This is a genomic window from Streptomyces sp. NPDC005866 (genome assembly GCF_040629895.1).
In the GTDB taxonomy this organism is placed as follows: Bacteria; Actinomycetota; Actinomycetes; order Streptomycetales; family Streptomycetaceae; genus Streptomyces.
This window is the reverse complement of record NZ_JBEXWP010000031.1, coordinates 62,891-85,589: the sequence shown is the minus strand read 5'-3', so window position 1 is coordinate 85,589 and position 22,699 is coordinate 62,891. Positions and strand designations below refer to the sequence as shown.

Sequence of the window (22,699 nt, the reverse complement as noted above, 5' to 3'; positions counted from 1 at the left end):
GGCCGATTTCGATCACTTGCCCTGCACCGGCCAGCACTTGGGGTCGCCCTGGCACCAGACGGTCTTGGTGACGGTCACGGTGGGGCCCGGCCGCTGCCCGTAGGCGGGCGGCCGGTAGGTGCTGTACGCCGGTCCGGGCGTGGCGTCGCAGTTGCCGAGGCCCTTCACCCGGAACCACTCCTTGCCGCCGACCTCGGCGACGAGGTTCCCGCGCACACAGGCCCCGCTGACGGCCTTGGTGACCCGCCCGGTGACGGTGATGTCCCGGCCGTCCTTGGTCTTGCCCTGGCAGTCCACCGAGACGACGGTGGTCTCGGAGGCCGAGGGCGTCTTCGTCGACGACGAGCCGTAGTTGCCGGTGCAGGTGAGCCAGCTGACGTCGACATGCTGCCGTTTCAGCTCGGCGGTGGCGGTCTGGTCGGTGGTGTACGCGACGGTCGCGGAGTTCAGGTCGGTCGGCTCGCAGCCCACCACACCGCCCACGGCGACCACCGCGAGCCCTGCCACGGCCGCCACCCTGGTCATACGCGGCCGGCGCCAAATCGGCCTCAATGCCCCCATGGAGGGCAGCCTGCCATCGTCCCACCCGTGACGGTAGGGGGCATACGGCCACTCACGTGTTCGGAGAGGTCCCCCTGCCGGTCCCCCGGCCCGCCGCTCCTCAGGTGCGCAGCAGCAGCCACTCCTGGAGTTCCACGAGGTTGCCCTCCGGGTCCTTGAGGTGGGCGACGCGCATGCGTTCCGTCATCTGCGTCGGCCCGTGCAGCAGGACCGCGCCCCGCGCGGCGATCTGCTCGCAGTAGACGTCCAGGTCGTCGACGCGCAGCACCACCAGCGAACGGTGCCCGGTCGCCGTGTCCCCCAGCTCGCCCAGCACCTCGGCCATCACGGACCGGTCCTGCAGGGCTATCCCCGCGGACCCGGCGTGCGGGCTGAACTTCTCGTACGGCCCCTCGCTCGCCCCGGACTGCGGCTTCAGCCCGAGCACCTCGGCGTAGAAGCGGTAGCAGGCGGCGAAGTCGGAGACGAGGAGCCGGACTTGGGCGAGTTCCACGGCGCGTTTCCCCCTGGGGAGTGGTACGGGTCAGGACCACCGGCCGGTGCGGCCCAGCAGCAGGGCCGCGGCCGCGGTGCCGGCGGTCGATGTGCGCATCACGGTAGGCCCCAGGGTGCAGGCCTTCGCACCCGCCTCCTCGAAGAGCGCCACCTCGTCCCGGGCGACGCCCCCTTCGGGCCCGACGACCAGCACGATCTCGCCCTCGGCGGGCAGCTGGGCGGCGGCGAGCGGCTCACTGCCGTGCTCGAAGTCGGAGTGGAGTACGGCGGCCAGGTCGGCTTCGGCGAGAAGTGCGGCGACCTGTTTCGTCGTCGCCGCGTCCGCGATCTCCGGGAAGCGCACCCGGCGGGACTGCTTGCCGGCCTCGCGGGCGGTGGCCCGCCACTTCGCAAGGGACTTCTGGCCCCGGTCGCCCTTCCACTGGGTGATGCAGCGGGCGGCCTGCCAGGGCACGATCACGTCGACGCCGACCTCGGTCATGGTCTCCACGGCGACCTCGCCGCGGTCACCCTTGGGGAGGGCCTGGACGACGGTGATACGGGGCTGCGGGAGGGGTTCCTCTTGGACGCTGTCCAGGTCCGTCACGACTAGCCGGTCCTTGCCCTCGGCGGCCCTGACGACGCCCTCCGTCCAGCGTCCGCGCCCGTCGGTGAGGATGACGTCCTCACCGGGCCGCAGCCGTTTCACGGAGACGGCGTGCCGCCCCTCGGGCCCGTCCAGGACGACCTCGCCGCCGGAGAAGCCGGGCACCACGAGCGGGTCGAGCACGAAGACCGGGGCGGTCATCGCCCGCTCGCCTTGGCCCTGGTCGACAACGCTGTCGACGCGGCGGCGAGTTCCTGCACGAGGGTCTCCACCAGTTGCCCGGCGGGCAGCGGGCGGGCCATCCGGTGCCCCTGCCCCGCCCACAGGGCCATGCCCTGCGCGTCCCCGGCCCTGGCGGCGGCCTTGCGCAGCGGGGAGGTGAGGTGGTGGACCTCCGGGTAGGCGGCGGGCGCGTAGGGGCCGTGCTCGCGCATGAAGCGGTTGACGAGCCCGCGGGCGGGCCGTCCGGAGAAGGCCCGGGTCAGCGCGGTGCGGGTGAACAGCGGGTCGGTCAGCGCCTGCTTGTGCAGGGCGGCGGCGCCGGACTCGGGGGTGGCGAGGAAGGCGGTGCCGAGCTGGGCCGCGCTCGCCCCCGCGGCGAGCGCGGCGGCGATCTGGCTGCCGCGCATGATGCCGCCCGCGGCGACCACCGGGATGCTCACGGTCTCGCGTATCTGGGCGACCAGCGACAGCATGCCGATCCCGGAGCCGTCGTTCTCCGGCATGTCCCGGTGGGTGCCCTGATGTCCCCCGGCCTCCGCGCCCTGTGCGATCACCGCGTCGGCGCCGGCCCGCTCGACCGCGAGGGCCTCCTCGGCGGTGGTGGCGGTGACGAGGGTGAAGGTCCCGGCCCGGCGCAGGGCGTCCAGTGCCTCGGGGCGCGGCACACCGAAGTGGAAGGAGACCACCGGCACCGGGTTGTCGAGGAGTACGGCGAGCTTCGCGTCGTAGCCGTCGTCCCGGCCGCTTTCCGGGTCGCCGAGTTCGGTCCCGTACCAGGCGGCCTCCCCGGCCAGCTGATGCGCGTAGACCGCGACCGCGCCGGACTCGGCGTACTCGGGCTGGGGCATGAAGAGGTTCACACCGAAGGGGCGGCCGGTCAGCCCCCGCAGCTGCTTGATCTCCTGGTACATCCCGTCGGCGGTCTTGTACCCGGCGGCCAGGAACCCCAGCCCGCCCGCCTCGGACACGGCGGCGGCGAGCTGCGGGACGGAGACCCCGCCCGCCATGGGGGCCTGCACGATCGGAAGTGGGAAGAGATCGGTCAGTGCGGAGGACATGACGGCATGTTGTCACGTCCTCCGAACAAGACCGAATCGGGCCGCCCCTTTGCACATGCCACACATTTCGGGGCCGAAGGGGCGTGGCCCCTTCACGGCGACCCGTCAACGCCCGTTGAACGCGTCCTTCAGCCGGCTGAACAGCCCTTGCTGACCCGGCTGGAACTGCCCCAGCGGCCGCTCCTCACCGCGCAGCTTGGCCAGCTCCCGCAGCACCCGCTCCTGCTCGGGGTCGAGCTTGGTCGGGGTCGTGACCTCGACATGGACGATCAGGTCGCCTCGGCCCCCGCCCCGCAGATGGGTGATGCCGCGCCCGTGCAGCGGGATGGACTGCCCGGACTGCGTGCCCGGCCGGATGTCGACCTCCTCCAGCCCGTCCAGCGTCTCCAGCGGCACCTTGGTACCGAGCGACGCCGCCGTCATCGGAATCGTCACCGTGCAGTGCAGATCGTCGCCGCGCCGCTGGAACGTCGAGTGCGGCATCTCGTGGATCTCGACGTACAGGTCACCGGCGGGACCGCCGCCGGGCCCGACCTCGCCCTCACCGGCGAGCTGGATCCGGGTGCCGTTGTCGACACCGGCCGGGATCTTCACGGTCAGCGTCCGCCGCGACCGCACCCGTCCGTCACCGGCGCACTCCGGGCAGGGCGTCGGCACGACCGTGCCGAAGCCCTGGCACTGCGGGCAGGGACGGGAGGTCATGACCTGGCCCAGGAAGGACCGCGTCACCTGCGAGACCTCACCACGGCCCCGGCACATGTCACACGTCTGGGCGGAGGTGCCCGGCGCCGCGCCCTCACCGTTGCAGGTGTTGCAGACGATCGCCGTGTCGACCTGGATGTCCTTGGTCGTGCCGAAGGCCGCCTCGTCGAGCTCGACCTCGATCCGGATCATGGCGTCCTGGCCGCGGCGGGTACGCGAACGCGGACCGCGCTGCGACGCCGTACCGAAGAACGCGTCCATGATGTCGGAGAAGTTCCCGAAGCCACCGGCCCCGAAGCCGCCCGCGCCCGCGGCGCCGCTCTGCGAGAGCGGGTCGCCTCCGAGGTCGTAGACCTGCTTCTTCTGCGGATCGGAGAGCACCTCGTAGGCGGCGTTGATCTCCTTGAACCGCTCCTGGGTCTTCGGATCCGGGTTGACGTCCGGGTGCAGCTCGCGAGCGAGCCGACGGAAGGCCTTCTTGATCTCTTCCTGCGACGCGTCGCGGCGCACGCCGAGAACGGCGTAGTAGTCCGTGGCCACTTACGACTCCGCCAGGATCTGTCCGACGTACCGTGCCACCGCTCGTACCGCTCCCATCGTTCCCGGGTAATCCATGCGGGTCGGTCCGACCACGCCGAGTTTGGCGACTGCCTCGCCGCCCGAACCGTAGCCGACCGACACCACGGACGTGGAGTTGAGTCCCTCGTAGGCGTTCTCGTGACCGATGCGTACGGTCATGCCCGAATCCCCGGCCTCGCCAAGGAGCTTGAGGAGGACGACATGTTCCTCCAGTGCCTCCAGGACGGGCCGGATGGTGAGGGGAAAGTCATGTCCGAAGCGGGTCAGATTGGCGGTGCCGCCGATCATCAGCCGCTCCTCGTTCTCCTCGACGAGTGTCTCCAGCAGGGTGGAGAGCACCGCCGAGACCGTGCCGCGGTCCTCGGCCTCGAAGGCGTCCGGCAGGTCCTCCACCAGCCTCGGCACGTCCGAGAACCGGCGTCCCGCGACCCGGCTGTTGAGCCGGGCCCGCAGATCCGCGAGGGACATCTCGCCGAAAGGTGCCGGACAGTCGACCATCCGCTGCTCCACGCGCCCGGTGTCGGTGATCAGCACCAGCATCAGTCGCGCGGGCGCGAGCGAGAGCAGTTCCACATGCCGCACGGTGGACCGCGTCAGCGACGGATACTGCACGACGGCGACCTGCCGCGTCAGCTGGGCCAGCAGCCGCACCGTCCGCGCCACGACGTCGTCGAGGTCGACGGCGCCGTCGAGGAAGTTCTGGATGGCCCGCCGCTCGGGCGCGCTCATCGGCTTGACGCCGGCCAGCTTGTCGACGAACAGCCGATAGCCCTTGTCGGTCGGGATCCGCCCGGCGCTGGTGTGCGGCTGGGCGATGTACCCCTCGTCCTCCAGGGCGGCCATGTCGTTACGCACGGTCGCCGGGGAGACCCCGAGGTTGTGCCGCTCGGTCAGCGCCTTCGACCCCACCGGCTCCTCGGTGCCGACGTAGTCCTGGACGATGGCGCGCAATACCTGAAGCCTGCGTTCACTCAGCATCCAGCGCCACACCTCCAGAAAGTCGTCCCCGCGGCCTTTCGGGTCTTTCGTCTGGCACTCTGCGAACGCGAGTGCCAGCATCCCCGGCCCAGTGTACGGCCGTCGGGTACTGACTGGGCAAGGCCGGTCAGTACCCGGGACGTTCTGCAGCTAGCGTCGCGGCATGACGGTGACTTGGGAAGAGCTGGGTTGGGAGCGGGTGGCCGAGGGGGTCGGCCGGTGCCGGCTGCCGGGCTGGGACTGCACGGCCGGGCTCGTCCTCGGGGCGGGCGCGGTCCTGATGGTGGACGCCGGGTCGAGCCTGGCGGAGGGCGCGCGGTTGCGTACGCAGGCGCAGCAGCTGGCCGGACACCGTGTGACCCATCTCGCGCTCACCCACCCGCACTTCGACCATGTCTTCGGCGCCCCGGCCTTCGCGGGCGCCCTGGTGTACGCGGCGGCGGGCACGGAGGCCGTCTTCGCGCACGGCCGCGAGGAACTCCGCCTGGACGCGATCCGCAACGGCCTGCCGGCCCCGGAGGCCGAGGAGGCGGCGGACGCGCTGCCGCTGCCCCGCCATCCGGTCTGCGGCGAGTGGACCCTCGACCTCGGCGACGGCCGCCAGGCCCTGCTGGCCGACGTGGGCCCCGGTCATACCGCCCACGACCTCGCGGTGCTGGTCCCGGGCGACCCGGAGGTGGTGTTCTGCGGCGACCTGGTGGAGGAGTCCGGCGACCCCCAGGCGGGCCCCGACGCCGTACCGTCCCGATGGCCGGCCGCCCTGGACCGCCTCCTGTCCCTCGGCGGCGACAACGCCTTGTACGTGCCCGGTCACGGAGCGGTGGTGGACGGGGAGTTCGTACGACGGCAGCGCGACACTCTGGCCGCCCGTTTCGGCGTGTCGTGACCACGCCGCCTCCGGTTCTCCTATCGTCATCCGAATGCGCCAGTACTCCGCCGACCTGACTCCACCGTGGAAGAAGCCGAAGCCGGTACCGGAGGTAGCCGCCGAAACCGGCCTGGTGGTCGAGGAACCAGGCACGGGCTTCTGCGGCGCGGTGATCCGCTGCGAGGCGGGCACGGTGACGCTGGAGGACCGCTTCGGCAAACACCGCGTCTTCCCGCTGGAGCCGCGGGGCTTCCTCCTGGAGGGCCGGGTGGTCACCCTGGTACGCCCCGCGCCGGCCGCCCCCGTACGCCCCACCCGCACCGCCTCCGGCTCGGTCGCCGTCCCCGGCGCACGCGCGCGCGTGGCCCGAGCGGGCCGTATCTACGTCGAGGGCCGTCACGACGCGGAACTGGTCGAAAAGGTCTGGGGCGACGATCTGCGCGTCGAGGGCGTGGTCGTGGAGTACCTGGAGGGCGTGGACGACCTGCCGTCGATCGTGGCCGATTTCGCACCGGGCCCGGACGCCCGCCTGGGCGTCCTGGTGGACCATTTGATCCCGGGCACGAAGGAGTGGGGCATCGCCCAGGCGGTCACGAGCGAACACGCCCTGGTGGTCGGCCACCCGTACATCGACATCTGGGAGGCGGTGAAGCCGGCCGCCGTGGGCATCGAGGCATGGCCGCGCGTCCCGCACGGCCAGGACTGGAAGACGGGCGTGTGCCGGGCCCTGGGCTGGCCCTCGGACAACACGGGCGCGGTGTGGCAGGCGATCCTGGCACGGGTCGGGTCCTACAAGGACCTGGAGCCGGAGCTGCTGGGCCGAGTGGAAGAACTGATCGATTTCGTCACGGCTCCGTAGACGTGCTGCGGGCACTCATGCGGCTGGGGCGGCACAGACGAGCTGCGGGCAGTCGAGCCGCTGCGGCGGCGCGCGTGGGCGCAGCAGGCCCCTGCCGACGCCGGTGAGCGACACCCCTGCCTCAGCTCCGGCCCACCCGCACCTCAGTCCACCAGGTCCCGCACCACCGCGTCGGCCAGCAACCGCCCCCGCAGCGTCAGCACGGCCCGCCCCTCCTCGTACGGACCGGTCTCCAGCAATCCCTCCCCCAGCGCCCGCCGCGAGGCCGCGAGCCCCTGCTCCTTCAGCAGCGACAGCGGCACGCCCTCCCGCAGCCGCAGCTCCAGCAGGATCCGCTCCACCCGGCGGTCCTCGTCCGTCAGGACCTCACGCCCGGCCCCCGGCGACCGTCCCGACGCCAGCGCCGCCGCGTACGCCCCCGGATGCCTGACGTTCCACCAGCGCACCCCGCCCACGTGCGCGTGCGCCCCCGGTCCCGCACCCCACCAGTCGGCGCCCCGCCAGTACAGCTCGTTGTGGAGGCAGCGGGCGGTCTCCGAGGTGGCCCAGTTGGACACCTCGTACCAGTCGAAGCCCGCCGCGGACAGCATCTCCTCGGCGATCAGATAGCGGTCCGCGTGGACGTCGTCGTCGGTCATCGGGACCTCGCCCCTGCGGATCCGGCGGGCGAGCTGCGTGCCCTCCTCGACGATCAGCGCGTACGCCGACACATGGTCGGGGCCGGCCCCGACCGCCGCGTCCAGGGAGGCACGCCAGTCGTCGTCTGACTCGCCCGGTGTGCCGTAGATCAGATCGAGGTTGACGTGGTCGAAGCCGGCCGCGCGGGCCTCCGCGACGCACGCCTCGGGGCGGCCGGGGGTGTGCGTGCGGTCCAGGACACGCAGCACATGCTGCCGTGCGCTCTGCATACCGAAGGAGACCCGGTTGAAGCCGCCCTCACGCAGGGCCGCCAGATACGCGGGGTCGACGGACTCCGGGTTCGCCTCCGTCGTGACCTCCGCGTCGGCGGCGAGACCGAACTCGTCGCGGATCGCGCTCAGCATCCGTACGAGGTCAGCGGCGGCCAGCAGCGTCGGTGTACCCCCGCCCACGAACACCGTGCGGACCTCGCGCGGGTCGTCGCCGAGGACCTTCCGCGCCAGCCTGATCTCGTCGGTCAGCGTGTCCGCGTAGTTGTCGCGGGAGGCGAGGACACCGCCGGTGCCGCGCAGCTCGGTCGCCGTGTAGGTGTTGAAGTCGCAGTAGCCGCAGCGGGTCGCGCAGTAGGGGACGTGCAGGTAGAAACCGAGGGGGCGGTCGGCGGCACCGGCCAGCGCGTGCGCCGGGAGCGCGCCGTCGTCGGGGACCGGCTCGCCGTCGGGAAGTGCGGAAGGCATGTCCTCCATTGTCCCGTACGACTGTCCCGTACGACGCCGGTCACTCCGCCTGGAGGACCAGCAGCGCCAGATCGTCCTCCGGCTGCCCGCCGCCGAACTCGTGGACGAGCCGTCTGATGCGCTCGGCGATCAGCTCCGCGCTCAGGCCCGCGCAGCCCGAGAGCGCCCGCGCGAGCCCGTCGCCGTCGTCGAACTGCCGGGACCCGGACCGGCGCTCGGTGACCCCGTCGGTCACACACAGCAGGCTGTCGCCGGGCCCGAGCTCGATGGTCTCGCTGGTGTACGTCTCGTCCTCCACGACCCCGAGCAGCGTCTGCGGCCGGGCGGCGGTCTGGACCTCGCCTTCGGGGCCCAGGAGCAGCGGCAGCGGATGCCCGGCGGAGGCGAGGGTGCAGCGGACGCCGCCCCCTTCGATGGGGGTGAGTTCGCCGTACAGGAGGGAGAGGAAACGGGTCTGCGGGCCGTCGCCGGGCGGCACCGTACGGCCGCCGGCGGCGACCAGGGCGCGGGCGGCGGCGTCGGCGGCCTCGGTGGCGTCGTCGAGGAGGAGCTGGTTGAGCCGGTCGAGGACGTCGGCGACCCGGTACCCCTCACGGGCGAGCAGGCGCAGCCAGGGCCGGGCCAGGCCGATGACGACGGCGGCCTCGGGGCCCTTGCCCTGGACGTCGCCGACGGCGAAGCACCAGCGGCCGTCACCGGCCGGGAAGAGATCGTAGAAGTCACCGCTGGGGCCGCCCTTGTCGCGGGGCTCGTAGACCAGGGCGCTGCGCACGCCCGGGATCTCGGCGACCGCGCCGGGCAGCAGCCCGCGCTGGAGCACGGCGCTGATGGTGGCCTGGCGGGCGTACTGGCGGGCCGCGCCGATGGCGAGGGCGACCCGGCGGCCGAAGTCCTCGACCAGGCCGGTGATCTCGTCGGGGAAACCGGCCGGGCCGGAGCGTCCGATCACGAGCGTGCCCAGCGGGCGGCCGCCCGCGATCAGCCGGTAGGCGAGCGCCGAGCCGTGGGCGCCCTGCGGGCCGAGCGTCTCGCCGGGCCAGGGATACGCCTCGGGCCCGGACCGTAAGCCGTCCTTCGCGCAGGGCGGGTCCTTCTCCAGGGCGCGGCGCAGTTCCTCGATGCGGTTCTCGCTGCCGTGCCAGACCCGGGCCAGCCGCGGCCCGCCCGCGCCGCTCGCGTCACCCCAGCCGCCGGCCCGCCCGGTTGCCTCGTCCTCCAGCCACACCGCGCACCAGTCGGCGAGCCGCGGCACGATCAGCTGGCCGGCGAGCGCGGCCACCAGGTTCTCGTCGAGCTGCCCGGCGAGCAGGTCGGAGGCCTCGGCGAGGAAGGACAGCGCGCCTCTGTCGAGCCAGTCCCGGTCCTGGTCGGTGCGCTGCGGCTCGGGCGCGAGGATCTCGGCCACCTTCAGCTCCTGCTCGTCGGGGAGCGTGCCGCCGTGACCGGTCAGACGCGCCCACACCGTCTTCGCGCCGATCCGGTAGGTGACCCCCCAGGACTCGGCGAGCGAGGCGACCAGGCGCAGCCCGCGCCCGTACTCCGGGGTCTCGTACGGTGTCTCGCCCGGGTGGTCGCGCGGGGCGCGGGAGGGATGGTGGTCGGTGACCTCGACGACGAACGCCGCCTCCTCCCGCGCCTCCAGCCACCAGTCGACCTCGACGTCCGTGCCGGCGTGCACGACGGCGTTGGTGACGAGTTCGCTGACGACGACCATGGCGTCCTCGGCGACCCGCTGCCCCGGGTCCAGCAGGCCGCGGTCGGTCCACTCGTCGAGGAAGGCGCGCACCAGCACACGGGCGGAACCGGGCGCGAGGGGGCTGCCGGGCAGGGTCGCGCGCCCCTGCGCGTACGCGCCCGCGCTCTCGTACGCGCCCGCGCTCTCGTACGCGCCCGCGCTCTCGTGCGCGGGCGCCTCGTCGTGCGCAGGCGCCTCATGGACCTGGGAGACGGTCTCCCGTTGCGTGGGTATGGCCCCCATGTCCAGCTCCCCGAGCAGTTCGGACGAATACATACCGATCGATGCGGACAGAGTGACAGACTGGCCGCGCCCATAAGCACCGAGTTACCGAAGTGGGCCGCCATGAGTGAGAACAGTGCTACGCGTGTGCTCGAAGACGAACAGAAACCGGAACAACTCCGAGCATCCGAACTGCGCCCGCTGCTCGCCGCCATGACCGCCGCCCGCGACGGCGACTTCACCAAGGTGCCGGAGGCCGGGGAGGGGATCGTCGCGGAACTCACCGCGGTCTTCAACCAGATCATGGACCGCAGCGTTCACTGCAACACCGAGGCGCAACGCGTGAAACGGGAGCTGGTGCGCCACGGGCGCCTCGACGAACGGCTGTCGGCCAGCCCCGGCCAGGGCGCCTGGACGTCCCGCGTCACTCCTGGGCCGCGTCGGCATGCCCGTGCTGTACGCGGAGAACGGCCGGGGCATCGAGACCCTCGAACGCAACCCGGACGTCGAACTGGTCCTGATGGACATCATGATGCCGGAGATGGACGGCTACGTGACCATCGCTGCCATCCGCCGCGCCCTCGCTGGACCGGCCTGCCGGTCGTCGCGTTGACGGCGAAGGCGAGGCCGGGCGACCGGGAGAAGTCCATGGCGCGCGGCGCCAACGACTACGTACCCAAACCGGTGGACGTCGACCGGCTGCTCACCGTCGTCTGCGCCCTCCTGGATCCCGATGACTCGGAGGGCGACGAGAACGCCGGCAAGGAACGGACGGGGCGATGATCGCTGACGAGCGTGCCGGCATCCTCCTGGTCGACGACATGGAGGACAACCTGGTCGCGCTGGAGGCCGTTCTGGGATCGCTGAACGAGCCGATAGTACGCGCGCGTTCCGGCGAGGAGGCGATGAAGGCCCTGCTGCGCCGCCGTTTCGCCGTGGTCCTCCTCGACATCCGCATGCCGGGGATGGACGGCTTCGAGACAGCCGCGAACATCAAGCGTCTCGACCAGACCAAGGACGTCCCGATCATCTTCCTGACGGGAGCGGATGAGGACGCGGGATACGCGTTCCGCGGTTATGCGACGGGCGCGGCGGACTACCTGACGAAACCGTTCGATCCGTGGGTGCTGCGGGCGAAGGTCAACGTGTTTTTGGAGCTGCACAGAAAGAACCAGCAGTTGCAGGCTCTGCTGACGCGAGAACAGGCGGTTTTCGGCGAGTTGAGCAAGCGACTGGCGGTCCTGGAGGACCACTTGTCGGGAGACAGACCTCTGGACGCGGCGGCGTTGCGGGCCGAAGTCAGTGAGCTACGGCAGCTGATCCGGCCGAAGGGGCGCGGGGAACTGCACGACCAGCCCCCGCGCGCCGGCTCCTGACGACGAACCCCTACGCCTCGCGCGCCCCCGCGTACATCTCGTCGATCAGGTGCTTGTACTCCCGCTCCACGACCGGCCTCTTCAGCTTCAGACTCGGCGTGATCTCCCCGTGCTCCACGTCCAGATCCCGGGGCAGCAGCCGGAACTTCTTGATGGTCTGCCAGCGCTGCAGCCCTTCGTTGAGCTGCTTGACGTAGCCGTCGACCAACTCGACGGTCGCCGGCGCGGCCACCACCTCGGCGTAGGACTTGCCGTCCAGGCCGTTCTCCTTGGCCCATTCCAGGATCGGGGCCTCGTCGAGGGTGATCAGGGCCGTGCAGAAGTTCCGGTCGGCACCGTGGACGAGGATGTTGGAGACGTACGGACAGACCGCCTTGAACTGTCCCTCGACCTCGGCGGGCGCGATGTACTTGCCGCCGGACGTCTTGATGAGGTCCTTCTTGCGGTCGGTGATCCGCAGATAGCCGTCGGGGGACAGCTCACCGATGTCACCGGTGTGGAACCACCTGTCGGCTTCGAGGACCTCCGCGGTCTTCTCGGGCAGCCCGTGGTAGCCCTCCATGATGCCGGGGCCGCGCAGCAGGATCTCCCCGTCGTCGGCGATGCGCACCTCGCAGCCGGGCAGCGGCTTGCCGACCGTACCGGTGCGGTAGGCCTCGCCGGGGTTCACGAAGGACGCGGCGGAGGACTCCGTCAGACCGTAGCCCTCAAGAATGTGCACACCGGCGCCGGCGAAGAAGTAGCCGATCTCGGGTGCCAGCGCGGCGGACCCGGAGACACAGGCCCGCAGCCGCCCGCCGAAGGCTTCCCGCAGCTTGGAGTAGACGAGCCCGTCGGCGACCTTGTGCTTGGCGGCGAGCCCGAAGGGCACGGTGGCGGCGCCGGTACGGCGGAAGTTGTCCTGGGTGACCTTGGCGTATTCGCGGGCGACGTCGGCCGCCCACTGGAAGATCTTGAACTTGGCCGCGCCGCCCGCGCGGGCCTTCGCGGCGACGCCGTTGTAGACCTTCTCGAAGATGCGCGGCACGGCGGCCATGTACGTCGGCTGCACGACCGGCAGATTCTCGATGATCTTGTCGACGCGGCCGTCGACGGCGGTGACATGGCCGACCTCGATCTGCCCGGAGGTGAGCACCTTGCCGAAGACATGGGCGAGCGGCAGCCAGAGGTACTGCACGTCGTCGGCGCTGATCAGCCCGGTCGCGGCGATCGCCTTCGCCATGTACGACCAGTTGTCCTGCGGCAGCCGTACGCCCTTGGGACGGCCGGTGGTGCCGGAGGTGTAGATGAGCGTGGCGAGCTGGTCCTTGGTGATCGCGCCGACCCGCTCCTTGATCAGCTCGGGGTGCTTCTCCAGGTACTTGGCGCCGCGCTCCTCCAGCTCGGCGAGGGTGATGACCCAGTCGCCCGTCTCCACGCCGGCCGGGTCGATGACGACGACCTGGGTGAGCTCCGGCAGCTCGGCGCGCTTTTCGACGGCCTTGGCGAGCTGTGCCGCGTCCTCCGCGATCAGTACCCGGCTGCCGGAGTCGGAGAGGATGAACGCCGACTCCTCGGCGTTGGTCTGCGGATACACGGTCGTGGTGGCCGCACCGGCGCACAGGATGCCGAGGTCGGTGAGGATCCACTCGACGCGGGTGGAGGCGGCGAGGGCGACCCGCTGCTCGGGCTGGATGCCGAGCTCGATGAGACCGGCCGCGATCGCGTAGACCTGCTCGGCCGCCTGCGCCCAGCTCAGCGACTTCCACTCGTCCGGGCCCTGACCGGAGGCGGCGGCCACCGGGTACCGGTAGGCCTCGGCGTCCGGTGTGGCCGCCACGCGCTCCAGGAAGAGGGCCGCCACGGACGGCGGACGGTTCTCGATCAGTGTCTGCGTGTCGCTCACGACATCCTCCGGGGGCCCGCGACGGTGCGGCTGGCTCAGTGCGGCTGGGTTCACTCACGGTGCGATGGGGTTCGCACTACTTGTTTAACTCGCGAGTAACTATCGAGCAGGGATCAGAGTAAGCCGCGACCGGCCCGTACGTAAGAGGCTTCGGCCTGTCTGTTTCCCCGCATGTTCCACGCAGAGCGACACTACGCACGCGTAGGGGCCCACCGCACTTTCGTACGACGGACCCCTGTTGCACCCGTTTTGCGGCCACGACCGATTGTTACCCGCGGTTACTTCTTGCTCTTGGCCGATCCCGCGCTGTCATCGCTACTGAGAACGGCGATGAAGGCTTCCTGCGGAACCTCCACGGAACCCACCATCTTCATCCGCTTCTTGCCTTCCTTCTGCTTCTCCAGCAGCTTGCGCTTACGGGAGATGTCGCCGCCGTAGCACTTGGCGAGGACGTCCTTGCGGATGGCGCGGATGGTCTCACGGGCGATCACCCGGGAACCGATGGCGGCCTGGATCGGCACCTCGAAGGCCTGCCTGGGGATGAGCTCGCGCAGCTTGGCGACCAGGCGCACCCCGTACGCGTACGCCGCGTCCTTGTGCGTGATCGCCGAGAAGGCGTCGACCTTGTCGCCGTGCAGCAGGATGTCGACCTTGACCAGGCTGGACGTCTGCTCGCCGGTCGGTTCGTAGTCCAGCGACGCGTAACCACGCGTCTTCGACTTCAACTGGTCGAAGAAGTCGAAGACGATCTCCGCGAGCGGCAGCGTGTACCGGATCTCGACGCGGTCCTCGGACAGGTAGTCCATGCCGAGCAGGGTGCCGCGCCGGGTCTGGCACAGCTCCATGATCGAGCCGATGAACTCACTCGGCGCCAGGATGGTGGCGCGCACGACCGGCTCGTACACCTCGCCGATCTTCCCCTCGGGGAACTCGCTCGGGTTGGTGACCGTGTGCTCGCTGCCGTCCTCCATGACGACGCGGTAGACCACGTTCGGGGCCGTCGCGATCAGGTCGAGCCCGAACTCGCGCTCCAGCCGCTCCCGGATCACGTCCAGGTGCAGCAGGCCGAGGAAGCCGACACGGAAGCCGAAGCCGAGGGCGGCGGAGGTCTCCGGCTCGTAGACGAGAGCCGCGTCGTTGAGCTGCAGCTTGTCGAGAGCCTCACGCAGCTCGGGATAGTCGGAGCCGTCCAGCGGATAGAGCCCGGAGAAGACCATCGGCTTCGGGTCCTTGTACCCGCCGAGGGCCTCGGTGGCGCCCTTGTGCTGGCTGGTGACGGTGTCACCGACCTTGGACTGCCGGACGTCCTTCACACCGGTGATGAGATAGCCCACCTCGCCGACGCCGAGGCCGTCGGCGCCCAGCATCTCGGGCGAGTTCGTACCGATCTCCAGCAGCTCGTGGGTGGCGCCGGTCGACATCATCTTGATGCGCTCGCGCCTGTTGAGCTGGCCGTCGATGACACGCACGTAGGTGACGACACCGCGGTAGGAGTCGTAGACCGAGTCGAAGATCATGGCGCGGGCGGGCGCGTCGACGGTCCCGACCGGTGCCGGGATCTCCTTGACGACCTTGTTCAGCAGCGCGTCGACGCCGACGCCGGTCTTGGCGGAGACCCGCAGCACGTCGTCCGGCTCGCAGCCCACCAGGTTCGCCAGTTCCGCGGCGAACTTCTCCGGCTGCGCGGCCGGCAGGTCGATCTTGTTGAGCACGGGGATGATCGTCAGGTCGTTCTCCATCGCCAGGTAGAGGTTGGCGAGGGTCTGCGCCTCGATGCCCTGGGCGGCGTCGACGAGGAGGATGGTCCCCTCGCAGGCCGCCAGCGACCGCGAGACCTCGTAGGTGAAGTCGACGTGCCCCGGGGTGTCGATCATGTTCAGGATGTGCGTGCTGCCCTGGTCGGGGCCCTCGGTGGGGGCCCAGGGCAGACGCACCGCCTGGGACTTGATCGTGATGCCGCGTTCGCGCTCGATGTCCATCCGGTCGAGGTACTGAGCACGCATCTGCCGCTGCTCGACCACACCGGTCAGCTGGAGCATCCGGTCGGCGAGCGTGGACTTGCCGTGGTCGATGTGCGCGATGATGCAGAAATTGCGGATCAGAGCCGGGTCGGTACGGCTCGGCTCGGGCACATTGTTAGGGGTCGCGGGCACGCAGGGTCCTGTCTCTTGAGGCGCCTTATGCCTCGGGTCGGATCGATACGTAGTCTCCATGGTCCCATGGCGAGGGACCGGGGACCGGTTTGGGCCGTTCCCCGCCCCGCTGCTACTCTGGGCAGCTGTGTCTCATGCCCTCTCAGCGCGAGGCACACCCTGAAGAAATCATCGGTACGGGACCTTCACGGCCCCGCACCAGAACCTGAAAAGGCTCATTCGTGGCGAACATCAAGTCCCAGATCAAGCGGATCAAGACCAACGAGAAGGCTCGGCTACGCAACAAGGCCGTCAAGTCTTCCCTGAAGACCGCGGTCCGCAAGGCCCGTGAGGCCGCTGCCGCGGGTGACGTCGAGAAGGCCACCGAGTACCAGCGCGCTGCCGCGCGTCAGCTCGACAAGGCCGTCTCCAAGGGCGTCATCCACAAGAACCAGGCCGCCAACAAGAAGTCGGCGCTCGCTTCCAAGGTCGCGTCCCTCCAGGGCTGACACTTGATTTGACGCCGGAAGGACCTGGGCGGGCCCTCTCTCATCCGCCCCCGACCGGCCCCCAGAGCCTGTTCGCGGCCTGCGTTCGCCACGCGGGAACGGGCTCGACAGCTTGAACCCAAGGCCCCGGCACGTCGCCCTTCCCCAGGGCGGACGCCGGGGCTTTCGGTACGCCCGAGCACGCCGGCCCTGTGCCCCGCCCCGGTCAGCCCCGCCCGCGCGACCGTGCCGCCTGCGCGATGATCACAACGGCCTTCTCCAGGGCGTACCCGGGGTCGTCCCCGCCGCCCTTGACCCCCGCGTCCGCCTCGGCGACGGCTCGCAGCGCCACCGCCACCCCGTCGGGCGTCCAGCCCCGCATCTGCTGCCGTACCCGGTCGATCTTCCATGGCGGCATCCCGAGTTCCCGCGCGAGATCGGCGGGCCGACCGCCCCGCGCCCCCGACAGCTTCCCGATCGCCCGCACCCCCTGCGCGAGCGCACTCGTGATCAGCACCGGGGCGACCCCGGTGCTCAGCGACCAGCGCAACGCCTCCAGCGCCTCCGCCGTACGCCCTTCCACGGCCCGGTCGGCGACGGTGAAGCTCGACGCCTCGGCCCGCCCGGTGTAGTACCGCCCAACGACGGCCTCGTCGATGGTCCCCTCGATGTCCGCGACGAGCTGGGTCACGGCGGAGGCCAGCTCCCGCAGATCGCTGCCGATGGCGTCGACGAGCGCCTGGCAGGCCTCGGGCGTGGCGGAGCGTCCCAACGCCCGGAACTCGCTGCGCACGAACGCGAGCCGGTCCGCCGGCTTGGTCATCTTCGGACAGGCGACTTCCCGCGCCCCCGCCTTGCGCGCCGCGTCCAGCAGCCCCTTGCCCTTGACCCCGCCCGCGTGCAGCAGCACGAGCGTGATCTCCTCGGCGGGCGCCCCGAGGTACGCCTTCACGTCCTTGATCGTGTCGGCGGACAGATCCTGCGCATTGCGTACGACCACGACCTTGCGCTCCGCGAAGAGCGACGGGCTGGTCAGCTCGGCGAGCGTGCCGGGCTGCAACTGGTCCGGGGCCAGATCCCGCACGTCCGTGTCGGCGTCGGCGGCCCGCGCGGCCGCCACGACCTGCTGCACGGCGCGGTCGAGCAGCAACTCCTCCTGCCCCACGGCAAGCGTCAACGGGGCGAGCGGATCGTCATCAGCAGTCTTCTTTGCCATCACGCCAAGCATCCCACGGCCCACTGACAACGAAGCCGCGCTACCGACAGCGTGCGCAGCCGCGGGCAGTCATGCCGCCGTGGGCGGCACGGGCCGTCGTGCGGCCGGGCCGCCGTGGGCGGTCATGCCGCCGACGGGTGACGGGTGGGCGCAGCAGCATCCGTCAAGCGTGGGTAACTGCCCCCGTCCCCGGCCACCCGCACTACACCGCACCGCACCGCACTCCCTACGGCTCCTCCCGCCACCCCTCCCACTCCCCCGCGAACTCGTCCAGCTCCGCCGGGTCCAGCCGCCCCGCCTCGTCCCTCAGCAGCACCAGCCACTGTGCGTCCTCGGCGTCGTCCTCCCCCGCCAGCGCGTCCCGCACCAGCCGCGGTTCCTCACCGATCCCGAACCGCTCCCCGACCGCCACGGCGGCCTCCTCCGCCGCATCCCGGTCCGGCAGCACCAGCACATGTCTCACATCGCTCACGGCCCCATTCTCGGGCACCGCCGCCCGCTGCAACGAGCCGGAACAACCGGCTCAGCCGTTGGGCACGATCGTTCGCTGCAGAACTCCAGCGCCGGAAAGCGCCGCATGTCCAGAAAGTCCGGCGCCCGCAGATGGCCTTCGCGCATCCGCACGCCCGTGTCGATGGTGGCGGCGTCGATCACGACGTGCATGGCCGACCGCTCGACCTGCTCGGCGATGCCTGTACGCCTCGCCGCCATCCGTTACCAAAGAAACTCCCGTGACGCCCGAATCAGCCATTCCGGCTGGTGTTTCCTGGAGCTCCCACAGTCGGCACACAGCCCAGCTCGATCCCGAACCGCTCCCGGTAGACGCCGAGCACCTCCTCGTCCCGCAGCAACTCCCGCACCTCACGCGCCCCGTCCGCCGCCGTCACCGTCAAAGTCCGCCCGCTGAGCGTGATCCGCCCGCCCTCCTCGGTGACCCGGGAACAGACCAGCGACTGCGTGAAGTGCGACGACGGCGAGGTGCTGTGCCACCACGCCCCGGCCGTGAAGTCCCCGAGCACCCGTGGCCGGACCTCCAGCCGGTACTGCGGCTTCCCGTCGCGCAGCACGTCCAGATCCCCGGCCCCCGTACCCGTTTCTCCCCGCACCCCCGCTGCGTCCGGCCCGGCCCCGCTGATGCGGAAGGTGCCGCCCGGGTCCGCCTGCTCACCGCGCTCCCCGAACGCCAGCGGGAAGTGGCTGTGCGCCCCGAACCCTACGTCGGCGAGCCACTCGCCCCCGTCGACCGTCCCGACGCGCAGCGCTAGATGGTCGTACGGGATCCCGAGCCGCCCCTCATCCCCGTACACCCGCCCCGCCAGCGGCGACACCTCGAAACCCAGCGCGGTCAGCAACGCCGCGAAGGCGCCGTTGAGTTCGTAGCAGAACCCGCCCCGGCCCGCGCCCGTCACCTTGTCCAGCAGCCGCTTCTCCTCCAGCACGATCTCCTCGCCGAGGTGGATCGACAGGTTCTCGAACGGCACGGTTCGCAGATGCCGCAGATGCAGGTCGCGCAGGGCCTCGGCGGTGGGCCGGGCCGGGCGGGCGGCACCGAGGCGGTGGAGGTAGGCGTCGACCTGCGTGGGGTTCACCGAATTCATGCCCTCAGTCTCGCGCCACCGCCAACTCCCCCGCCTCCCGTCCCGTACGGCCGCCGGTCACCGCGAGCGCCCCGTCCCGGTCGGTCCGCAGCACCACCGCCCCCGCGGCCCGAAGCCGAGCCACCGTACCCGGCGCCGGGTGCCCGTACGGGTTGTCCACCCCGCACGAGATGAGCGCCACCCGGGGCGCCAGCAGCCGTAAAAGTTGCGGATCCTGGTACGCGGACCCGTGGTGGGCCACCTTCAGAACGTCCACCCGGCCCAGCCCGGCGGCCACCGGAGATCTCAACAGCTCCTGCTGAGCCGGGGGTTCGAGGTCGCCGAGCAGCAGCATCCGCAGTCCGGCCGAGCGGACCATCAGGGCGACACTGGCGTCGTTCGGGCCGTCCGGTTCCGGTGCCGGGTCCGGGGGCGGCCACAGCACCTGCCAGTCCAGCCCGCCGGTCGTGCGCCGCTCCCCCGCGACCGCGCGCGTGACGGGGATCCGGTGCTGGGCCGCCTCCCGCCGTACGAACTCGGCCTGTTCCACCGGTTCCTCGAACCCGGTCGTCTCGATCTGCGCCACCGTCCGCCCGCGCAGCACCCCCGGCAGCCCCGCGACATGGTCGGCGTGGAAGTGGGTCAGGACGACGAGCGGGACGCGGGTGATGCCGAGTTCCCGCAGACAGTGGTCGACCAGCGTCGGATCGGGCCCGGTGTCCACCACCACGCCCGTGCCCGCGCCCGCCGCGAGCACCGTCGCATCGCCCTGCCCGACGTCGCACATCGCCAGCCGCCAGCCGGGCGGCGGCCAGCCCGTGATCAGCCGGGGCAGCGGCGCCGGCCGTACCACCAGCAGCACAAGCAGCACCCCGAGCGCCCCGCACCACCACGGATGCCGCAGCAACCGCCGCCCCAGCGGTACGACGACCACCGTGGCCCCGGCCAGCAGCAGCGCCCCCGCCCAGCTCCCGGGCCAGTCCACGCCCGCGCCCGGCAACGCGGCCCCGGTCCGGGCGATCCCCGCGATCCACCCGGCCGGCCAACTCGCGCACCACGCCAGCGCCTTGGCCAACGGCATCGCCACCGGGGCCGCCGCGAGCGCCGCGAAGCCCAGCACCGTGGCCGGCGCGACCGCGATCTCGGCCAGCAGATTGCACGGCACCGCCACCAGACTCACCCGCGCCGACAGCACCGCGACCACCGGCGCGCACACCGCCTGCGCGGCGGCAGCGGCGCCCAGGCCCTCGGCCAGCCGCGCCGGCACCCCGCGCCGCCGCAGCCCCTCGCTCCACCCGGGCGCCAGCACCAGCAGCGCCCCGGTGGCCAGCACGGACAGCAGGAAGCCATAACTGCGTGCCAGCCACGGGTCGTACAGCACCAGCAGCAGAACCGCCGTCGCCAGCGCCGGGATCAGTGACCTGCGGCGGCCGGTCGCCAGGGCGAGCAGGGCGACGGCCCCGCAGACCGCGGCCCGCAGCACGCTGGGGTCCGGCCGGCACACGACGACGAATCCCAGGGTGAGCGCCGACGCGGCCAGCGCGGTCGAGCGCAGCGACAGCCCGAGGCGCGGGGCGAGGCCGCGCCGCTCGACCTGCTGGGCCAGTCCCGGCGGTCCGATGAGCAGGGCGAGCAGGATGGTGAGATTGCTGCCCGAGACCGCGAGGGTGTGCGTGAGGTCGGTCTCCTCGAAGGCCTCGTCCAGTTCGGGGGTGATCCGCGAGGTGTCCCCGACGACCAGTCCGGGCAGCAGTGCCCGCGCGTCCTCGGGCAGCCCGTCGGTCGCCTGCCGCAGTCCGGCCCGCAACCGCCCGGCCAGCCGCTGCGGCCCACTGGGCTCGCCCACCACCACCGGCGCGGGACGCTCCCGCACCCGCAGCATCGCCGCGGTCCGGTCCCCGCCGGCCCTCGCCGGCGCCAGCCGCCCGCTCACCCGCAGCCGCGTGGAGGGCAGCAGCCCGAGCCACTTGGCGCGGCCGCCGCCACCGGGCGCACGCATCCCCGCGTCGACGGCCACCAGCACCGGTGACCGCGTCGCCACCGCCGTCCCGTCGCCGCTGTCCACCCGCCGTACCTCGCCGCGCATCAGCACGGCTACCGGAGTGGCGTGGTCTCCCTGCACGCGCGGCCTGCTGACCCACGGGTCGCTCGTGAGCTCCACCTCCGCGGTCACGGTCGCGTAGGCGCGGGCCAGCCCGGGCACCGGCCCCCGGTGCACATCCGCCCCGTGCAGCCCCGCGGAGGCGGCGGCTCCGGCGACACAGAGGAGCAAGGCACCGGCGGAGGCGTTCCGCCAAGTGGGCTGGGGATTCGGGGCGTTGCCGGTCACCGTCCCGGGCCGGCGGCCCGCCCGGCCCCGCCACAGCAGGATCAGCCCGGCGACCAGACAGACGACGGCGGTCCCGGCCGTCCACCCCGGCGGCGCGTCCAGGGTCAGCGCGGCCGTCGCCCAGGCGGCCAGCGCGGGCGGCACCAGCCGCAGGTCGGCCGCCGTGTTCTGGCGGGGGTGCGCGGTTCCGAGCCGCTTGCCCGAGCCGGCGTGCACGGCCCGGCGCACGGTCACGGATTCCGGCGGGGCTCCGTCGGTCGCGGGGCTCATGGCCGTACCAGATCCCGCAGGTCGGAGAAGCGGCGGTCGCCGATGCCCTTGACCTGCCGGAGTTCGTCGACCGAGCGGAACCCGGCGTGCTCGGTCCGGTAGTCGACGATGTGCTGGGCCAGTACCGGGCCCACGCCGGGCAGCGCGTCGAGCTGCTCCACGGTCGCCGTGTTCAGGGATACCGGGGCGGACGGGCCCGTTCCCGTCGCGGCACCACCCGCGACCTGCCCCGGGGCGGCCGGCGGGGCGGGACCCCCGACGACGATCTGTTCGCCGTCCACGAGGAAACGGGCGCGGTTGAGTCCGTCGGTGTGCGTACCGGGCCGCACCCCGCCCGCCGCCCGCAGCGCGTCGGTCACCCGGGACCCGGCCGGCAGGGTGTGGACCCCGGGCTCACGTACCTTCCCGGTGACGTCCACGACGATCTCGCCGCCAGGCCCGGCGGGACCGGCAGGACCGGCGGGACCGGCGGGCGCCGCGGCGGTACCGGTGCCCGCGGCCGGCACCTTCTCCTCGTTCTTCTCGTACGGCGCCTCGGCTCGCACCACCTCGGGTGCGCTCACCGACTCGGCCCGGCCCGTCCAGAAGTGCTGCACGGCCAGGGCCGTGGCCACGACGAGGACCACCCCGAGGGCTACCGCGCCCCGGCGTTCCAGCCCGCAGCGGGTCTGCAGCCACACCGGCATCCGCTCCCGCACCGCGAGCCCGACCCGGGCACGCAGCTTGGGGAGCGCCGGTTGGCGCGGGGCCGTGGCCTCGCCGGCGAGCGCGCGGGCCGAGGACATCACGGCCGCCGCCGTGGACAGTGCGGCCGCGGCGGTACGCACCCCGGACGCGGCGGCGCGCACCCCGGAGGTGGCGGCGGTCAGTCCGGCCGCCGCTCCGGTGCCGGTGACCGTCCCCGCGTGCGGGGGATGGTGTCCCGGCTCCGGCCTGGTGACTCCCCGTTCGCCGAAGAGGAGTTCAGCCCGGCGGCGCAGTTCGTCCGCCGGGGCCGGGCGGTGGCGGGTGCGGACCCGGACCGGGAACCGGCGGTGCCGGGTACGGCCGTCGGAGGTGGGGCCCCGGCCCGGGCCACTGGTCGCATGTGTCTCGTGTGAGCGTGATCGAAGTGCCATGCGACGAGGATGGAGCTTTCCGCCGATTCATGATGATCTTGCTCAATTTCCGTGGAACACGACCCAG

General features: G+C 71.8%; 19 protein-coding genes and 2 pseudogenes. 5 read left to right on the top strand and 16 right to left on the bottom strand.

The window, feature by feature from the left end; all coding sequences use genetic code 11:
* Positions 1 to 12: 12 nt before the first annotated feature.
* The 6 genes from ABZ396_RS34755 to hrcA form a co-directional block, all read right to left on the bottom strand.
* The gene (locus ABZ396_RS34755) at positions 13 to 525 is read right to left on the bottom strand and encodes a hypothetical protein (protein WP_358916142.1); all 513 of its coding nucleotides are present in this window, start codon (positions 523 to 525) and stop codon (positions 13 to 15) included.
* A gap of 136 nt (positions 526 to 661) precedes the next feature.
* The gene (locus ABZ396_RS34750) at positions 662 to 1,054 is read right to left on the bottom strand and encodes a VOC family protein (RefSeq protein WP_358916144.1); all 393 of its coding nucleotides are present in this window, start codon (positions 1,052 to 1,054) and stop codon (positions 662 to 664) included.
* Positions 1,055 to 1,084: 30 nt separating this feature from the next.
* Complete coding sequence (locus ABZ396_RS34745) at positions 1,085 to 1,843, bottom strand: 16S rRNA (uracil(1498)-N(3))-methyltransferase (RefSeq protein WP_358916146.1); 759 nt, start codon at positions 1,841 to 1,843, stop codon at positions 1,085 to 1,087.
* A complete protein-coding gene (locus tag ABZ396_RS34740; RefSeq protein ID WP_358916148.1) occupies positions 1,840 to 2,922 on the bottom strand; it encodes a nitronate monooxygenase in 1,083 nt (360 codons plus the stop codon). The genes ABZ396_RS34745 and ABZ396_RS34740 overlap by 4 nt, the downstream gene beginning before the upstream one ends.
* A 105-nt stretch (positions 2,923 to 3,027) precedes the next feature.
* Entirely contained in the window at positions 3,028 to 4,164 is a 1,137-nt protein-coding gene (gene dnaJ, locus ABZ396_RS34735) for a molecular chaperone DnaJ (RefSeq protein WP_358916150.1), read from the bottom strand.
* Positions 4,165 to 5,181 (bottom strand): heat-inducible transcriptional repressor HrcA, encoded by a 1,017-nt coding sequence (hrcA, locus tag ABZ396_RS34730; protein WP_358916151.1) that lies wholly within the window; start codon positions 5,179 to 5,181, stop codon positions 4,165 to 4,167. It abuts the gene before it with no gap.
* Between the two features lie 163 nt (positions 5,182 to 5,344).
* Here hrcA and ABZ396_RS34725 point away from each other — a divergent pair, with 163 nt between their 5' ends.
* On the top strand, positions 5,345 to 6,067 hold the full coding sequence (locus ABZ396_RS34725; protein ID WP_358916153.1) for an MBL fold metallo-hydrolase: 723 nt from the start codon (positions 5,345 to 5,347) through the stop codon (positions 6,065 to 6,067).
* 34 nt (positions 6,068 to 6,101) lie between these two features.
* Entirely contained in the window at positions 6,102 to 6,908 is an 807-nt protein-coding gene (locus tag ABZ396_RS34720) for a DUF3097 domain-containing protein (protein WP_358916154.1), read from the top strand.
* Between the two features lie 143 nt (positions 6,909 to 7,051).
* Here ABZ396_RS34720 and hemW read toward each other — a convergent pair whose 3' ends face one another.
* Together hemW and ABZ396_RS34710 are read right to left on the bottom strand one after the other, a co-directional pair.
* On the bottom strand, positions 7,052 to 8,284 hold the full coding sequence (hemW, locus tag ABZ396_RS34715) for a radical SAM family heme chaperone HemW (RefSeq protein ID WP_358916155.1): 1,233 nt from the start codon (positions 8,282 to 8,284) through the stop codon (positions 7,052 to 7,054).
* Between the two features lie 40 nt (positions 8,285 to 8,324).
* Positions 8,325 to 10,262, bottom strand: coding sequence for a SpoIIE family protein phosphatase (locus tag ABZ396_RS34710; protein ID WP_358916156.1), 1,938 nt, complete (start codon positions 10,260 to 10,262; stop codon positions 8,325 to 8,327).
* Between the two features lie 406 nt (positions 10,263 to 10,668).
* Between ABZ396_RS34710 and ABZ396_RS34705 the strand changes: the two are divergent.
* Together ABZ396_RS34705 and ABZ396_RS34700 are read left to right on the top strand one after the other, a co-directional pair.
* A pseudogene (locus ABZ396_RS34705) lies at positions 10,669 to 11,024 on the top strand (response regulator); the annotation flags it as partial.
* Positions 11,021 to 11,617, top strand: a complete 597-nt coding sequence (locus tag ABZ396_RS34700; RefSeq protein WP_358916157.1) for a response regulator — start codon at positions 11,021 to 11,023, stop codon at positions 11,615 to 11,617. The pseudogene ABZ396_RS34705 and the gene ABZ396_RS34700, both read left to right, overlap by 4 nt.
* A gap of 10 nt (positions 11,618 to 11,627) precedes the next feature.
* On the opposite strand, the gene ABZ396_RS34695 is transcribed toward ABZ396_RS34700, so the two are convergent.
* Together ABZ396_RS34695 and lepA are read right to left on the bottom strand one after the other, a co-directional pair.
* Positions 11,628 to 13,502, bottom strand: coding sequence for an AMP-dependent synthetase/ligase (locus tag ABZ396_RS34695; protein ID WP_358916158.1), 1,875 nt, complete (start codon positions 13,500 to 13,502; stop codon positions 11,628 to 11,630).
* Between the two features lie 278 nt (positions 13,503 to 13,780).
* Positions 13,781 to 15,655: a translation elongation factor 4 gene (lepA, locus tag ABZ396_RS34690; RefSeq protein WP_358916159.1), complete on the bottom strand. Its 1,875-nt coding sequence runs from the start codon at positions 15,653 to 15,655 to the stop codon at positions 13,781 to 13,783.
* 221 nt (positions 15,656 to 15,876) lie between these two features.
* On the opposite strand from lepA, the gene rpsT reads away from it, so the two are divergent.
* Positions 15,877 to 16,143, top strand: a complete 267-nt coding sequence (gene rpsT / locus ABZ396_RS34685; protein WP_358916160.1) for a 30S ribosomal protein S20 — start codon at positions 15,877 to 15,879, stop codon at positions 16,141 to 16,143.
* A gap of 205 nt (positions 16,144 to 16,348) precedes the next feature.
* Here rpsT and holA read toward each other — a convergent pair whose 3' ends face one another.
* From holA to ABZ396_RS34655, 6 genes and pseudogenes are all read right to left on the bottom strand, one after another.
* On the bottom strand, positions 16,349 to 17,338 hold the full coding sequence (gene holA, locus ABZ396_RS34680; protein WP_358916161.1) for a DNA polymerase III subunit delta: 990 nt from the start codon (positions 17,336 to 17,338) through the stop codon (positions 16,349 to 16,351).
* Between the two features lie 226 nt (positions 17,339 to 17,564).
* Positions 17,565 to 17,810 (bottom strand): hypothetical protein, encoded by a 246-nt coding sequence (locus ABZ396_RS34675; protein ID WP_358916162.1) that lies wholly within the window; start codon positions 17,808 to 17,810, stop codon positions 17,565 to 17,567.
* Positions 17,811 to 17,878: 68 nt separating this feature from the next.
* Positions 17,879 to 18,028: pseudogene (locus tag ABZ396_RS34670) on the bottom strand (YceI family protein); the annotation flags it as partial.
* A 53-nt stretch (positions 18,029 to 18,081) separates the two neighbouring features.
* A complete protein-coding gene (locus ABZ396_RS34665; protein WP_359186673.1) occupies positions 18,082 to 18,927 on the bottom strand; it encodes an arylamine N-acetyltransferase in 846 nt (281 codons plus the stop codon).
* Positions 18,928 to 18,940: 13 nt separating this feature from the next.
* The gene (locus ABZ396_RS34660; RefSeq protein ID WP_358916163.1) at positions 18,941 to 21,514 is read right to left on the bottom strand and encodes a ComEC/Rec2 family competence protein; all 2,574 of its coding nucleotides are present in this window, start codon (positions 21,512 to 21,514) and stop codon (positions 18,941 to 18,943) included.
* The gene (locus tag ABZ396_RS34655; protein WP_358916165.1) at positions 21,511 to 22,632 is read right to left on the bottom strand and encodes a ComEA family DNA-binding protein; all 1,122 of its coding nucleotides are present in this window, start codon (positions 22,630 to 22,632) and stop codon (positions 21,511 to 21,513) included. Before ABZ396_RS34655 ends, ABZ396_RS34660 begins: the two co-directional genes overlap by 4 nt.
* Between the last annotated feature and the right edge of the window lie 67 nt (positions 22,633 to 22,699).